General features: G+C 56.9%; 14 protein-coding genes and 1 other annotated feature. Of the genes, 9 read left to right on the top strand and 5 right to left on the bottom strand.

Annotated elements, in window-relative coordinates; genetic code table 11:
* Positions 1-2 precede the first annotated feature (2 nt).
* Positions 3-2,600 carry a type I DNA topoisomerase gene (topA, locus tag SK53_RS04285; protein ID WP_003856806.1) on the bottom strand — a complete coding sequence of 866 codons (2,598 nt, stop codon included), beginning with the start codon at positions 2,598-2,600 and terminating at the stop codon, positions 3-5.
* A 398-nt stretch (positions 2,601-2,998) separates the two neighbouring features.
* Here topA and SK53_RS04280 point away from each other — a divergent pair, with 398 nt between their 5' ends.
* The gene (locus SK53_RS04280) at positions 2,999-3,250 is read left to right on the top strand and encodes a YciN family protein (RefSeq protein ID WP_003856804.1); all 252 of its coding nucleotides are present in this window, start codon (positions 2,999-3,001) and stop codon (positions 3,248-3,250) included.
* A gap of 36 nt (positions 3,251-3,286) precedes the next feature.
* On the opposite strand, the gene sohB is transcribed toward SK53_RS04280, so the two are convergent.
* On the bottom strand, positions 3,287-4,333 hold the full coding sequence (gene sohB, locus SK53_RS04275; RefSeq protein ID WP_022651351.1) for a protease SohB: 1,047 nt from the start codon (positions 4,331-4,333) through the stop codon (positions 3,287-3,289).
* A 252-nt stretch (positions 4,334-4,585) separates the two neighbouring features.
* Here sohB and SK53_RS04270 point away from each other — a divergent pair, with 252 nt between their 5' ends.
* Both SK53_RS04270 and cobO read left to right on the top strand, forming a co-directional pair.
* Positions 4,586-5,347 carry a YciK family oxidoreductase gene (locus tag SK53_RS04270; protein ID WP_017384219.1) on the top strand — a complete coding sequence of 254 codons (762 nt, stop codon included), beginning with the start codon at positions 4,586-4,588 and terminating at the stop codon, positions 5,345-5,347.
* Positions 5,344-5,934: a cob(I)yrinic acid a,c-diamide adenosyltransferase gene (gene cobO, locus SK53_RS04265; protein WP_023314251.1), complete on the top strand. Its 591-nt coding sequence runs from the start codon at positions 5,344-5,346 to the stop codon at positions 5,932-5,934. The genes SK53_RS04270 and cobO overlap by 4 nt, the downstream gene beginning before the upstream one ends.
* A 36-nt stretch (positions 5,935-5,970) precedes the next feature.
* Here cobO and rluB read toward each other — a convergent pair whose 3' ends face one another.
* From rluB to rnm, 3 genes are all read right to left on the bottom strand, one after another.
* Entirely contained in the window at positions 5,971-6,846 is an 876-nt protein-coding gene (gene rluB, locus SK53_RS04260) for a 23S rRNA pseudouridine(2605) synthase RluB (protein ID WP_003856794.1), read from the bottom strand.
* A 97-nt stretch (positions 6,847-6,943) separates the two neighbouring features.
* Positions 6,944-7,564, bottom strand: coding sequence for an L-threonylcarbamoyladenylate synthase (locus SK53_RS04255; protein WP_003856793.1), 621 nt, complete (start codon positions 7,562-7,564; stop codon positions 6,944-6,946).
* Complete coding sequence (rnm, locus tag SK53_RS04250; RefSeq protein ID WP_023314252.1) at positions 7,561-8,454, bottom strand: RNase RNM; 894 nt, start codon at positions 8,452-8,454, stop codon at positions 7,561-7,563. The genes SK53_RS04255 and rnm overlap by 4 nt, the downstream gene beginning before the upstream one ends.
* 127 nt (positions 8,455-8,581) lie before the next feature.
* Between rnm and trpL the strand changes: the two genes are divergently transcribed.
* The 6 genes from trpL (at position 8,582) to trpA (ending at position 15,253) form a co-directional block, all read left to right on the top strand.
* Positions 8,582-8,626 (top strand): trp operon leader peptide, encoded by a 45-nt coding sequence (trpL, locus tag SK53_RS23500; RefSeq protein ID WP_071524153.1) that lies wholly within the window; start codon positions 8,582-8,584, stop codon positions 8,624-8,626.
* Positions 8,603-8,697: a sequence feature (Trp leader region), on the top strand. Its footprint overlaps the gene before it by 24 nt.
* A gap of 23 nt (positions 8,698-8,720) precedes the next feature.
* Positions 8,721-10,283 carry an anthranilate synthase component 1 gene (locus tag SK53_RS23305; protein ID WP_048208580.1) on the top strand — a complete coding sequence of 521 codons (1,563 nt, stop codon included), beginning with the start codon at positions 8,721-8,723 and terminating at the stop codon, positions 10,281-10,283.
* Positions 10,283-11,878 (top strand): bifunctional anthranilate synthase glutamate amidotransferase component TrpG/anthranilate phosphoribosyltransferase TrpD, encoded by a 1,596-nt coding sequence (gene trpD / locus SK53_RS04240; protein ID WP_003856782.1) that lies wholly within the window; start codon positions 10,283-10,285, stop codon positions 11,876-11,878. Before SK53_RS23305 ends, trpD begins: the two co-directional genes overlap by 1 nt.
* Before the next feature lie 3 nt (positions 11,879-11,881).
* On the top strand, positions 11,882-13,240 hold the full coding sequence (gene trpCF, locus SK53_RS04235; RefSeq protein WP_003856781.1) for a bifunctional indole-3-glycerol-phosphate synthase TrpC/phosphoribosylanthranilate isomerase TrpF: 1,359 nt from the start codon (positions 11,882-11,884) through the stop codon (positions 13,238-13,240).
* 10 nt (positions 13,241-13,250) lie between these two features.
* Entirely contained in the window at positions 13,251-14,444 is a 1,194-nt protein-coding gene (gene trpB / locus SK53_RS04230; protein WP_003856780.1) for a tryptophan synthase subunit beta, read from the top strand.
* Complete coding sequence (gene trpA, locus SK53_RS04225) at positions 14,444-15,253, top strand: tryptophan synthase subunit alpha (protein WP_032609356.1); 810 nt, start codon at positions 14,444-14,446, stop codon at positions 15,251-15,253. The genes trpB and trpA overlap by 1 nt, the downstream gene beginning before the upstream one ends.
* The last annotated feature ends 133 nt before the right edge of the window (positions 15,254-15,386 follow it).

The raw sequence follows: 15,386 nt of genomic DNA, 5'->3' as shown, positions 1-15,386 counted from the left end.
GATTATTTCTTGCCTTCAACCCATTTCCCGTCGACGAAGAAGGCTGACCATCCGGTCGCTTTGCCCTCTTTCTCTGCCGCCACGTACTGCTGCTTCGTTTTACGGCTGAAGCGCACCACGGTTTTGTTGCCTTCCGGATCCTGCTGTGGCGCATCGGCCAGGTAACGCAGTTTTTCCGGCAGACGGTCACGGAAGCGGTACAACTCTTCTACCAGCGGCGCACGGGTTTCGCGCGATTTCGGGAAGGTGTTGGCCGCCAGGAATACCCCGGCAGCGCCGTCACGTAGCACGAAATACGCGTCTGACTTCTCACACGGCAGCTCAGGAAGCGGAACCGGATCTTCCTTCGGCGGCGCAACTTCACCGTTACGCAGGATCTTACGCGTGTTTTTACAGTCGTCGTTGGTGCATGCCATGTACTTACCGAAGCGTCCCATTTTCAGGTGCATTTCGGAACCACATTTCTCACACTCAACGATCGGACCGTCATAGCCCTTAATGCGGAACTCACCTTCTTCGATCTCATAACCATCGCAGGTCGGGTTATTGCCACAAACGTGCAGTTTGCGTTTTGGATCGATCAGGTAGCTGTCCATCGCCGTGCCGCATTTCTTACAGCGGCGTTTGGCGCGCAGTGCGTTAGTCTCCGCATCGTCCCCTTCCAGCACGTTGAGAACTTCGTTCTCCGGCACGAGGTTGATGGTGGTTTTGCAACGCTCTTTCGGTGACAGCGCATAACCAGAGCAACCGAGGAACACGCCCGTGGTCGCGGTACGGATCCCCATTTTACGGCCACAGGTTGGGCAGTCGATGCTCGTCAGTACCATCTGGTTCGGCAGCATGCCGCCCTCTTCAGGATCTTTCTCGGCTTTCTCAAGCTGATTGGTAAAATCGCTGAAGAAGCTGTCGAGAACTTTCTTCCACTCTGCCTTATGGCTGGCAACCTCATCAAGGCTGTCTTCCATCTGCGCGGTGAAGTCATAGTTCATCAACTCGCGGAAGTTCGCTTCCAGACGGTCGGTGACAATCTCCCCCATTTTTTCAGCATAGAAACGACGGTTCTCAACGCGAACGTATCCACGATCCTGAATGGTCGAAATGATTGACGCATAGGTGGACGGGCGACCGATGCCGCGTTTTTCCAGCTCTTTCACCAGCGATGCTTCGCTAAAGCGCGCAGGTGGCTTGGTGAAGTGCTGAGCCGGGACCAGATCAACCAGCGACAGCTCGTCACCTTTGTTGACTGAAGGCAGCGTTCTGTCTTCATCACCTTTACGCAGCGCAGGCATCACTTTTGTCCAGCCGTCGAAGCGCAGAATACGGCCGCGCGCTTTCAGGCGGAAATCACCCGCGCCGACGGTCAGCGTGGTGGAGTCGTATTTCGCTGGCGTCATCTGGCAGGCTACGAACTGGCGCCAGATCAGCTGATACAGCTTCTGGGCGTCCGCTTCCATATCTTTCAGCGATTCTGCCAGAACCGAAACGTCAGAAGGTCGAATCGCTTCGTGCGCTTCCTGAGAATTCTCTTTGCTGGCGTACTGATTAGGACTGTCCGGCAGATATTTCTTACCGAAGTTGTCCTCGATATAGCCGCGCACCATGTTGACAGCGTCCTGGCTCAGGTTGGTGGAGTCAGTACGCATGTAGGTGATGTAACCCGCTTCATACAAACGCTGGGCCATCATCATGGTTTTCTTCACGCCGTAACCCAGACGCGTACTCGCCGCCTGCTGAAGCGTTGACGTGATAAACGGTGCGCCAGGCTTGCTGCTGGTCGGTTTGTCTTCACGATCCAGAACCTGATAACGCGCTTTTTCCAGCAGCGCCACGGCGGCCATGGTCTGATCGCGATTTTCAGGTCGGAACGGTTTGTCGTTGTGGTGGCTCACCTGCAACGGCAGCGCATCGCCGCCCGGCGTGGTGACATTCGCATCCACTTCCCAGAACTCTTCCGGGACGAACGCTTTGATCTCGCGTTCACGCTCAACAACAAGACGAACAGCAACAGACTGCACACGCCCCGCAGACAGGCCGCGAGCGACCTTTTTCCACAGCAACGGCGAGACCATGTAGCCAACAACGCGGTCCATAAAGCGACGCGCCTGCTGAGCGTTAACACGGTCGATATTCAGTTCACCCGGCTTTTCAAACGCCTGACGAATCGCATTCTTTGTAATTTCGTTGAACACTACACGGCTGTAGCGTTTGTCATCACCCCCGATCACTTCCCGCAGGTGCCATGCGATGGCCTCCCCTTCGCGGTCAAGGTCGGTTGCGAGATAAATGTGGTCTGCTTTTTCAGCAAGCTGTTTCAGCTCGTTAACGACTTTTTCTTTGCCTGGCAGCACTTCGTAATGTGCATCCCAGTTGTGCCATGGGTTAACACCCATGCGGTTGACAAGCGCGCTACGTTCATCCTTTTTAGGCTTTTTAGCCCCTTTGGTGGAGGTAGAGTCTGCGCTCTTTTTGCTGGCTGAGCCACTGGTCGGCAAGTCGCGAATGTGACCAACGCTGGACTTAACCACGTAGTCATTGCCCAGATATTTATTGATCGTTTTGGCTTTTGCCGGGGACTCAACGATGACGAGAGCTTTACCCATATTCACCTTTACCTAATTTAATTCTTCCAGGAATACGCCGCACGTTGATTTCCCTTCCGCTGACGACGAGCCATTGATATTGCGACGTCGTCAGGGGATATCAACCCCTATGTGTTACCGAACGTCAGAATGGCGACATCCAGGTCATTGAGTTTTCGGGTATTTTTCTCACATCAAAGTTCATTCGTGACGAATTCCCGGTCGAATGTCAAGCAATTCTGTTGCCAGAATGACGAAAGCGCACACTGTACCTGATAAAATTCGTTACGCAACTTTATTAGCATGCAAAAGCAAATCCCGCCAGCCAGCCCCTGTTCCTTATCCCCTCGGATAACAGGGAAAATTTGCCCCCGAAGCGACCCAGGCGTAGACTATTGTCACTGTTTAAGGAGTGGAATATGCAGAATACGACCCAACCCATTGACCGAGCTTCACTGCTTATCGAAGCAAACAAACTCATTCGCGACCATGAAGACACCCTGGCGGGGATTGAAGCGACTGGCGTGGAACAACGTAATGGCGTGCTGGTGTTCAGCGGTGAATACTTCCTTGATGAACAAGGATTACCCACCCCAAAAAGCACCGCCGTATTTAACATGTTTAAATACCTGGCGCATACCCTCTCAGAGAAGTACCACCTGGTCGATTAAAACTAAAAACGCGAGGCATCTGCCTCGCGTTTTTCTTTACAGCAGCGGCTTTTGTCCGCGCTGCAACCAGCGTAGCAGCAGGCGATCCGCGCTTTCTGCCGCGCTATTGGTAAAACGGTCGAGCAGGCGCTTACGTCGGGTGAAGCGCACCCCCACCAGCTCACGGCCGTCCATCAGGTTGAGCAGGAGGTCGTCGCTGGTACCCACTTCATCCACCAGCCCTTTCTCCTGCGCCTGCGTGCCGTACCAGTGTTCGCCCGTAGCCACCTGCTCAATGTCCAGCGTTGGGCGCATGCGGTGCACGAAATCTTTGAACAGATGGTGGGTTTCGTTCAGATCTTCCCGGAACTTCTGCCGTCCCTCTTCGGTATTTTCGCCGAGCAGCGTCAGCGTACGTTTGTACTGGCCCGCCGTATGCAGTTCAATGTCGATCTCTTTATTTTTCAGGAAACGATTGAAGTTAGGGATCTGCGCGACTACCCCAATCGAGCCGATAATAGAGAACGGTGCCGCGACGATTTTATCCGCCACGCACGCCATCATATAGCCGCCACTCGCCGCGACCTTATCTACCGCCACGGTGAGCGGTATCTGTTTATCCCGCAGACGTTGTAACTGCGAAGCCGCCAGTCCATACCCATGCACTACGCCACCCGGGCTTTCAAGGCGTACCACCACCTGATCCTGGGCTGTCGCCACGGCCAGCACCGCCGTCACTTCTTCACGCAGTGAGGAGACTTCATGCGCATCCATGCTACCTTTAAAATCGAGCACATAGACGCGCGGTTTTGCGTCAGCCTGTGGCGTGGCGAGTTTAGCTTTCGCCTTCGCAGCTTTGGCGTCCTGCTTATGTTTTTTCTTCTGGGCTTTTAGCCACAGCTTCTGTTGATGATCGTCAAGCAGCGCCAGAGACATCTCCTCCTGCATCTCTTTATACTGTTCGCTCAGGCGGGTAATGCGTAACTCACCACGCTGACGCTTACGCTGCGTCAGGTTGACTATCAGGACGGCAATCACCGCGACAGCTATAACCACCGTCGCGATTTTGGCCAAAAACAACCCATACTGAGAAAGTAATTCCACGCGTTCCACCTTGATTTAACCACGAATCTTTCACGCCAGTGTACAACAGCCCTGCGCAGGCGTCTCGCTCTGGACATTACCTCTGCGAGGCGGCTTCAGGAATCCCCCGTTTCTGGTTTAAATCTTTGCAAATTGTTAATTTCCCAGCGATCTGTCCTGTAGACTGATTGAATTCTGACGCTGTTTCGGGCATAAAGCCGAAAAGTCATAAATAAAGGTGCAAGTCACGCCCAATGCGCCTGAGGAGCCACCGTGCATTATCAGCCACAAAAAAACCTTCTACAGAACCGCATCATTCTGGTTACCGGTGCCAGCGACGGGATTGGTCGCGAAGCGGCGCTGACCTATTCTGAATACGGTGCGAGCCTTATTCTGCTGGGACGTAATGAAGAAAAGCTCAAGGCCGTCGCCCGTGAAATCGAAAACGCCGGCGGTACCCCCACGCCCTGGTATACGCTCGATCTGCTGACCTGTACGCCAGCGTCATGTCAGGCCCTTGCCCAGCGTATCAGCACGCATTATCCGCGTCTGGATGGCGTACTGCACAACGCGGGGTTACTGGGCGAAGTGCGCCCGATGGATGAACAGGATCCGGAGATTTGGCAGCAGGTGATGCAGGTTAACGTCAACGGGACGTTCTTCCTGACCCAGGCCTTGCTTCCTTTATTACTCAACTCCGATTCCGGCTCGCTGGTCTTTACCTCCTCCAGCGTGGGGCGTCAGGGGCGTGCGAACTGGGGGGCTTACGCCGTCTCAAAATTTGCCACCGAAGGAATGATGCAGGTGCTGGCCGAAGAGTACCAAAGCCGCCACCTGCGGGTTAACTGTATTAACCCGGGCGGTACACGCACCAAAATGCGTGCCAGCGCCTTCCCGACAGAAGATCCGCAAAAGCTTAAAACCCCGGCCGATATTATGCCTCTTTACCTGTGGCTGATGGGTGACGACAGCCGTCGTAAAACCGGAATGACCTTCGATGCCCAGCCAGGCCGCAAACCGGGGATATCGCAATGAGTGAAGATCGTCATCAGCAGCGCCAGCAGCGTCTGAAAGAACAGGTTGATGCACGCGTGGCAGCCGCTCAGGACGAGCGCGGGATCCTCATCGTGTTCACCGGCAACGGTAAAGGAAAAACCACCGCCGCATTTGGTACCGCCACCCGCGCAGTCGGACATGGGCAGAAAGTGGGCGTGATCCAGTTTATCAAGGGTGAATGGCCCAACGGCGAGCGTAATCTGCTCGAGCCGCATGGCGTTGAGTTTCAGGTGATGGCGACCGGTTTTACCTGGGATACCCAGAACCGGGAAACCGATACCGCAGCCTGCCTCGCCGTCTGGGAGCATGCCAAAAGAATGCTTTCAGACCCGTCGCTGAACATGGTGTTGCTGGATGAGATCACCTATATGGTGGCTTATGACTACCTGCCTCTGGAGGCCGTGCTGGCTGCCCTGAAAAACCGCCCAGCGCATCAGACGGTTATCGTCACGGGGCGCGGGTGTCATCGGGATATTCTGGAGCTGGCCGATACCGTCAGCGAGCTGCGTCCGGTTAAGCATGCGTTCGATGCGGGTATCAAAGCGCAAATGGGGATAGATTACTGAAGAAAAAAAGCCCGGTATATTCACCGGGCTTTTCGATTAACCGTTGTTATTACGGCTGCCAGAGCGGCGATTGCTGCTAACCTGGCTGTGACGCTTCACCGCACGGCGGATCTGATTCGCCTTCATGCGACGACGATCTTTCTCTACCGCTACTTTCGACGTGGTTTCTGGCGTCAGGCCAACCAGATCGCGCAGGTAGTTGGTTTGCGTCAGATCCAGTTCGGTATAGCCGCCACGTGGCAGGCCTTTCGGCAGCAGAATGTCGCCATAGCGGACGCGAATCAAACGGCTCACCTGGACACCGACCGCTTCCCACAGACGACGCACCTCGCGGTTACGTCCCTCTGTCAGGGTAACGTTGTACCACTGGTTAATGCCTTCACCACCGGTAAACTTGATGGTTTTGAACGCCGCTGGGCCGTCCTCCAGTTGAACGCCACGCGACAGGTCGCGCAGTTTGTTTTCATCAACCTGGCCGAAAACACGAACGGCGTATTCACGTTCCACTTCACGACTCGGGTGCATCAGACGGTTTGCCAGTTCACCATCGGTGGTGAACAGCAGCAGGCCGCAGGTGTTCACGTCCAGACGTCCTACGGCAATCCAGCGGGCGCCACGCAGTTTTGGCAGACGGTCAAACACCGTCGGGCGGCCTTCCGGATCGTTGCGGGTACACAGTTCGCCTTCCGGCTTGTAGTAAGCCAGCACGCGGCAGATCTGTTCAGCAGACTCTTTCACGGAGATAAGATGGCCGTCAATGCGGATCTTCAGCCCCGGTACGATTTCAACGCGGTCACCGAGCGTGGCGATTTTACCGTCCACACTCACGCGGCCTGCTTCAATAATGGCTTCGATTTCACGGCGCGAACCGTGGCCGGCACGCGCCAGCACTTTCTGTAACTTCTCGCTCATTGAGCTTCCTCAGGTGTCGCCTTCACAGGCGTCGAATCAGGTCAAAAACAGGGCGGCGCCCTGCTTTGATGGCCGCGTAGTATATCTGCTTACACCCTTACAAGAAAGGCTTAACATCGCCCACGCCTTCACGAATGACTTCTGGCGCGTCTTCGGTGAGATCCACCACGGTGGTCGGCTGCTGGCCAAGATAGCCGCCATGGATAATCAGCTCCACCACCTTCTCCAGACGATCTTTGATCTCTTCCGGGTCGGACTCGGTAAACTCACTGCCCGGCAGCATCAGCGATGTGGAGAGCATCGGCTCGCCGAGGGTTTCCAGCAGCGCCTGGGCAATCGGGTTCGACGGCACGCGCATGCCGATGGTTTTACGTTTTTCCTGCAACAGACGACGCGGCACCTCTTTTGTCCCTTTCAGAATGAAGGTGTAGTTACCGGGCGTGTTGTTCTTAATCAGGCGAAAGGCCACGTTATCAACATAAGCGTAGGTCGACAGTTCAGAGAGATCGCGACACATCAGGGTGAAGTTGTGGCCGTCCGGCAGCTGGCGGATGCGACAGATGCGCTCCATCGCCCCTTTGTCCTCAATTTTACAGCCCAGCGCGTAGCCAGAATCGGTTGGGTAGACAATAACGCCGCCTTTGCGGACGATCTCCACGGCCTGATTAATCAGACGTGGCTGGGGGTTATCCGGATGGATATAGAAAAACTGACTCATACTTCCCTCTCTTCAATTTGCTGTGGCTGTTCCCAGAGCTGCCAGACAGGCTCAACGCCCGCGGGTAACCAGAGCTTGCGCCCCAGTTCAATCCACGCGCAGGGCTGATGGAAATCTGAACCCTGTGAGCCAAGCAGGCCAAACTGACGGGCGTAGGTCGCGAGCTGCGAACGTTCATTGGGTGCCTGCTGACACTGGGCAACTTCCATCGCCTCACCGCCGCATTCGGCAAAGTGTGCCAGCAGTCTTTTCAGCCATTTAGCAGAAAGATTATACCGCCCCGGATGGGCCAGCACGGCCTTACCGCCAGAATGATGAATCACATCAATAGCTTGTTTTATTGTACACCACTGTGGGGGAACGTATCCGGTTTTCCCGCGCGCCAGATACTTTTTAAAGACATTCGCCATGGTCGTCGCCTTACCAGCGTCCACCAGAAAACGGGCGAAATGGCCGCGCGTCACCGCCCCACCGTTCGCCAGCTTTCGCGCGCCTTCCAGCGCACCGGGAATATGCGCTTTTTCCAGACGTTCGCCAATCATCTCCGCGCGTTGATTGCGGCGTGTTTTTTGTTCTTGCAAAAAAGCACGCATGGCCGGATGTTCTGTATCGATGTTCAGGCCAACGATATGAATTTCGTGGTTTTCCCAGACCGTCGAGATCTCAACCCCGGCCACCAGATCCAGCGCCAGTCCGCTGCGGACAATCTCGGCGCGCGCGGCGGGAATGCCGTCAGTGGTATCGTGATCGGTTATTGCCAGCGTGCCGACACGCATTTCAACGGCGCGATGGACCAGAGCTTCGGGTGTCAGCAGGCCATCTGAAGCCTGTGTATGGCTGTGTAAATCATAAATTACGGCGTAGGTGGTATCGCTCAAAGCACTTCCCATAACAGGTTGGAGACATCCGAAGCCCCTATGATACCGACTAACCGTGAAATACTGAAATCAGGGGTTGACAACACGCCATCGAACTAGTTAACTAGTACGCAAGTTCACACGAGAAAGGTATCTGAAAATGACAGCACATTTCGCTCTGCACGGTTGGTGGCGTACTTCCTGATCTTCGGGCAGTGTCACGCGTCTGCGATAAGCAAACAGATACCCGGCCCGCTACCCAGCGGGCTTTTTTTTGAACAGAATATGAGAACAACAACATGCAAACAGCCAAACCCCACCTCGAACTGCTGACCTGCGAGGCGGCCTATCGCCATAACCCTACCGCGCTGTTTCATCAGGTGTGCGGTGCACGTCCTGCGACGCTGCTGCTGGAATCTGCTGATATCGACAGCAAGGACGATCTCAAAAGCCTGCTGCTGGTTGACAGCGCGCTGCGCATTACCGCAGCGGGTGATACTGTCACTATTAAGGCGTTATCTGAGAATGGCGCGTCGCTGCTGCCGCTGCTGGATGCGGCTCTGCCTTCAGGTATTGAAAATGAGCGTCATCCGGACCTGAGAATTCTGCATTTCCCACCGGTAAGCCAGCTGCTGGATGAGGATGCCCGCCTCTGCTCGCTCTCCGTTTTTGACGCCTTCCGTCTGCTGCAAAATTTGGTGGCCGTACCGGAAGATGAGCGCGAAGCAATGTTCTTTGGCGGGCTGTTTGCTTACGACCTGGTTGCTGGCTTTGAAGATTTACCCCAAACCGAGCAGGGTAACCGCTGCCCGGACTACTGCTTCTACCTGGCCGAAACCCTGCTGGTGATCGACCATCAGAAAAAATACACCCGCATCCAGGCCAGCCTGTACACGCCGTCTGCGTCTGAGAAAAATCGCCTCGCGCAGCGCATCGCCCAACTGCAACAGCAGATGTCGGAAGCACCGCCCGCACTCCCGGTGCAGCGTGTTGAAAAGATGACCTGCGAGGTGAGTCAGACCGACGATCAGTACGGCGCGGTGGTGCGTCAGATGCAAAAAGCGATTCGTGCCGGGGAGATATTCCAGGTGGTGCCGTCCCGTCGCTTCTCACTGCCCTGCCCGTCGCCGCTGGCGGCTTACGATGTGCTTAAAAAGAGCAACCCAAGCCCTTACATGTTCTTTATGCAGGACAATGATTTCACCCTGTTTGGCGCGTCGCCGGAAAGCTCCCTCAAGTACGACGCCACCAGCCGCCAGATTGAGATCTACCCGATAGCGGGAACCCGCCCACGCGGCCGTCGTGCCGATGGCTCCCTGGACCGCGATCTCGACAGCCGCATTGAACTGGAAATGCGTACCGACCATAAGGAGCTCTCCGAACACCTGATGCTGGTTGACCTGGCGCGTAACGATCTGGCACGCATTTGCACGCCTGGCAGCCGCTACGTGGCGGACCTGACCAAAGTCGACCGCTACTCCTTCGTCATGCACCTGGTCTCCCGCGTGGTGGGTGAGCTGCGCCACGACCTCGACGTCCTGCACGCCTACCGCGCCTGCATGAACATGGGCACGTTGAGCGGCGCGCCGAAAGTCCGCGCTATGCAGCTGATCGCCGAAGCGGAAGGACGCCGTCGCGGCAGCTACGGTGGTGCCGTGGGCTATTTCACCGCTCACGGTGACCTCGATACCTGCATCGTGATCCGCTCCGCCTACGTTGAGGACGGCATTGCCACCGTCCAGGCCGGGGCCGGAATTGTGCTGGATTCTGTTCCGCAGTCGGAAGCCGACGAAACCCGCAGTAAAGCGCGCGCGGTACTGCGCGCCATTGCTACCGCACACCATGCACAGGAGATTTTCTGATGGCTGACATTCTGCTGCTCGATAATATCGACTCCTTTACCTACAACCTGGCAGATCAGCTGCGTGCGAATGGTCACAATGTCGTTATCTATCGCAACCACGTTCCGGCCCAGACGCTGATTGACCGTCTGGCGACCATGCAAAACCCGGTGCTGATGCTCTCCCCGGGCCCAGGCGCACCGAGCGAAGCAGGCTGTATGCCTGAGCTGTTGACCCGTATGCGCGGCAAGCTGCCGATTATCGGCATCTGCCTTGGCCATCAGGCGATTGTCGAAGCCTACGGCGGTTACGTGGGTCAGGCGGGGGAGATCCTGCATGGCAAAGCGTCAAGTATTGAACATGACGGTCAGGCGATGTTTGCCGGGCTGCCGAACCCGCTTCCGGTAGCGCGTTACCACTCGCTGGTTGGCAGCAACATTCCGGCCGGGCTGACCATTAACGCCTCGTTTGAAGGGATGGTGATGGCGGTGCGTCATGATGCGGATCGCGTCTGCGGGATGCAGTTCCACCCGGAATCTATCCTGACGTCCAACGGCGCGCGCCTGCTGGAGCAAACGCTCGACTGGGCGCTGCAAAAGCTGGAGCAGACCAACACCCTGCAACCGATTCTGGAAAAACTGTATCAGGCTCAGACCCTGAGCCAGCAGGAGAGCCACCAGCTGTTCTCCGCCGTCGTGCGCGGCGAGCTGAAGCCTGAGCAGCTGGCCGCTGCGCTGGTGAGCATGAAAGTGCGCGGCGAAAGCCCGCAGGAGATCGCCGGTGCCGCAACCGCGCTGCTGGAAAATGCCGCCCCGTTCCCGCGCCCGGACTACCCGTTTGCCGATATTGTCGGGACCGGTGGCGACGGCAGTAACAGTATCAATATTTCCACCGCCAGCGCCTTTGTGGCCGCGGCATGCGGTCTGAAAGTGGCGAAACACGGCAACCGCAGCGTGTCCAGCCGTTCAGGATCGTCCGACCTGCTGGCAGCTTTCGGTATCAACCTGGACATGAACGCCGAGCGTTCCCGTGAAGCGCTGGATGACCTGGGCGTCTGTTTCCTGTTTGCGCCGAAGTATCACACCGGTTTCCGCCACGCGATGCCGGTTCGCCAGCAGCTTAAAACCCGCACGCTGTTTAACGTGCTCGGTCCACTCATTAACCCGGCGCACCCGCCGCTGGCGCTGATTGGCGTTTACAGCCCGGAGCTGGTCCTGCCGATTGCGGAGACGCTGCGCGTCCTCGGTTACCAACGCGCCGCCGTGGTACACAGCGGCGGGATGGATGAAGTTTCCCTGCATGCGCCCACGCTGGTGGCGGAACTGAATCACGGCGAAGTGCTGAACTATCAGCTTGAGGCCGCTGACTTCGGGTTGACCCCGTACCATCAGGACGCCCTGGCGGGCGGCACGCCGGAAGAAAACCGTGACATTCTCACGCGCTTATTACAAGGTAAAGGTGAGGCCGCCCATGAGGCCGCCGTGGCGGCCAACGTAGCCATGCTGATGCGTTTACATGGCGAGGAAGATCTGAAAGCCAACGCCCAAAAAGTTCTGGCCGTACTGCGCTCCGGTGCAGCTTACGATCGCGTTACCGCACTTGCGGCAAGAGGGTAAATAATGCAGACCGTTTTAGCGAAAATCGTCGCCGATAAGGCCATCTGGGTGGAAGCCCGCAAGCAACAGCAGCCGCTCGCCAGTTTTCAGAATGACGTCGTTCCGAGCAGCCGTCGTTTTTATGATGCGCTTCAGGGCGCGCGTACCGCGTTTATTCTGGAGTGTAAAAAAGCGTCTCCGTCCAAAGGCGTGATCCGTGACGATTTCGACCCGGCGCGTATTGCCGGTATCTACAAGCATCATGCGTCTGCCATTTCTGTGCTGACGGATGAGAAATATTTTCAGGGCAGCTTCGATTTTCTGCCCGTAGTCAGCGGCATCGCGCCGCAGCCGATTCTGTGCAAAGACTTTATTATCGACCCGTATCAGATCTGGCTGGCGCGCTTTTACCAGGCCGATGCCTGCCTGCTGATGCTCTCCGTGCTGGATGACGAGCAGTATCGCCAGCTCTCCGCCGTCGCGCACAGCCTGAATATGGGCGTACTGACCGAAGTGAGCAACGAAGAGGAGCTGGAGCGCGCCATCGCGCTGGAAGCCAAAGTGGTCGGCATTAACAACCGCGACCTGCGCGACCTGTCGATTGACCTCAACCGTACGCGCCAGCTTGCGCCGCGTCTGGGCGCGGGCGTCACGGTGATCAGCGAATCCGGGATAAACAGCTACGCTCAGGTGCGCGAACTCAGCCACTTTGCCAACGGTTTCCTGATCGGCTCCGCGATGATGGAACACGACGATCTTAATGCGGCCGTGCGCCGCGTGCTGTTGGGTGAGAACAAAGTCTGCGGCCTGACCCGTGAACAGGATGCGCAGGCCGCATATGAAGCGGGCGCAATCTATGGTGGTCTGATCTTTGTTGAGTCCTCTCCTCGCGCCGTTAATGAGGAACAGGCGCGCAAGGTGATGGCGGCTGCGCCACTGAACTACGTGGGCGTGTTCCGCGATGCGGATATTAACGACGTTGCGGCTAAAGCGGACGCGTTATCCCTGAGCGCGGTTCAGCTGCATGGCGATGAAGATCAGGCGTACATTGATGCTCTGCGACATGCTCTGGCGCCTCAGGTTCAGATCTGGAAAGCGCAAAGCGTTGGCGCCACCCTGCCCGCGCGTAACCTGAAGCATGTTGATAAATACGTGCTCGACAACGGCCAGGGCGGCACGGGGCAGCGTTTCGACTGGTCACTGCTGCGTGGCGAAGTGCTGGACAATGTCCTGCTGGCGGGGGGATTAAGCCCCGATAACTGTGTGGAAGCGGCCAAAACCGGCTGCGCCGGCCTCGATTTCAATTCAGGCGTAGAGTCCCAACCGGGCATTAAAGACGCCAGCAAGCTGGCATCGGTATTTAAAACTCTGCGTGCATATTAAGGAAGAGAAGATGACGACATTACTTAACCCGTATTTTGGTGAGTTCGGTGGGATGTATGTCCCACAAATCCTGATGCCCGCGCTGCGCCAGCTGGAAGAAGCGTTCGTGAGCGCACAGAAAGATCCGGCGTTTCAGGCGGAGTTTACTGACCTGCTGAAAAACTACGCCGGTCGTCCGACGGCGCTGACAAAGTGCCGCAACCTGACCGAAGGCACTAAAACTACGCTGTATCTTAAGCGTGAAGATTTGCTGCACGGTGGCGCGCATAAAACTAACCAGGTGCTGGGCCAGGCGCTGCTCGCGAAGCGGATGGGTAAAACCGAAATCATCGCCGAAACCGGCGCGGGGCAGCACGGTGTGGCCTCAGCGCTCGCCAGCGCCCTGCTCGGCCTGAAATGCCGCATTTACATGGGGGCGAAGGACGTTGAGCGCCAGTCGCCAAACGTGTTCCGTATGCGTCTGATGGGGGCGGAAGTGATCCCGGTGCACAGCGGTTCTGCCACGCTGAAAGATGCCTGTAATGAAGCGCTGCGCGACTGGTCTGGCAGCTACGAAACCGCCCACTACATGCTCGGTACCGCCGCGGGCCCGCACCCGTTCCCGACCATCGTGCGTGAATTCCAGCGCATGATCGGCGAAGAGACTAAAGCGCAGATCCTCGAAAAAGAGGGTCGCCTGCCGGATGCGGTGATCGCCTGCGTTGGCGGCGGATCTAACGCCATCGGCATGTTTGCCGATTTTATCGACGAAACCAGCGTTGGGCTGATTGGCGTTGAGCCTGCCGGCCACGGCATTGAAACGGGCGAGCATGGTGCGCCGCTGAAGCATGGCCGCGTGGGGATCTACTTCGGCATGAAGGCCCCGATGATGCAGACCGATGAAGGGCAGATTGAGGAGTCTTACTCGATCTCTGCCGGGCTGGATTTCCCGTCCGTAGGGCCGCAGCACGCGTTCCTGAACAGCACCGGCCGCGCGGATTATGTCTCCATCACCGATGACGAAGCGCTGGAGGCCTTCAAAACGCTGTGCCGCAATGAAGGGATCATCCCGGCGCTGGAGTCTTCCCACGCGCTGGCGCACGCGCTGAAAATGATGAAGGAAAACCCGGAAAAAGAGCAGCTGCTGGTGGTAAACCTTTCCGGTCGCGGTGACAAAGATATCTTCACCGTTCACGATATTCTGAAAGCACGAGGGGAAATCTGATGGAACGCTACGACAACGCATTTGCACAACTGAAAGCCCGCCAGGAAGGCGCGTTCGTTCCCTTCGTGACGCTGGGCGACCCCGGCCCGGAGCAGTCGCTGAAGATTATCGACACCCTGATTGATGCCGGTGCCGACGCGCTGGAGCTCGGTATTCCGTTCTCCGATCCGCTGGCGGATGGCCCGACCATTCAGAACGCAACGCTACGCGCGTTTGCCGCGGGCGTGACGCCGAGCCAGTGCTTTGAAATGCTGGCGGCGATCCGTCAGAAGCACCCGACCATTCCGATCGGCCTGCTGATGTACGCCAACCTGGTGTTCAGCCGCGGCATTGATGCGTTTTACGCAGAGTGCGCCCGCGTGGGCGTTGACTCCGTGCTGGTGGCTGACGTGCCCGTTGAAGAGTCTGCGCCATTCCGTCAGGCGGCAATGCGCCACAACGTCGCGCCGATTTTCATCTGTCCACCGAATGCCGATGACGATCTGTTGCGCCAGATTGCCTCTTACGGACGAGGTTACACCTACCTGCTCTCCCGTGCGGGCGTCACCGGTGCGGAAAACAAAGCCGCGCTGCCGCTGCATCATCTGGTGGAGAAGCTTGCAGAATACCATGCTGCACCGCCGCTTCAGGGCTTTGGCATTTCCTCACCGGATCAGGTTACTGCGGCGATTGACGCGAAAGCCGCCGGGGCCATTTCGGGTTCGGCTATCGTGAAAATTATCGAGAAGAACGTGGATAAGCCACAGCAGATGCTGGCTGAATTACACGCATTCGTCACATCCATGAAAGCGGCCACGCGCAAGGCGTAACCGTTAACACCGTCTGGCCCCGGCGTCAGGCGGTTTTCCCTCCTCTCTTCCTGAAAGAAGCAGGTCAAAATTGATCCTGTCGATATTTTCGGTGTGAATGACTTTCCAAACTTTCGCGTAAGCGTATGATCTG

The organism is Enterobacter sp. MGH119, from assembly GCF_001037675.1.
Classification (GTDB): domain Bacteria; phylum Pseudomonadota; class Gammaproteobacteria; order Enterobacterales; family Enterobacteriaceae; genus Enterobacter; species Enterobacter hormaechei_C.
Note: the sequence above shows the minus strand (reverse complement) of the source record. Positions and strands in the feature narration are given on the sequence as shown.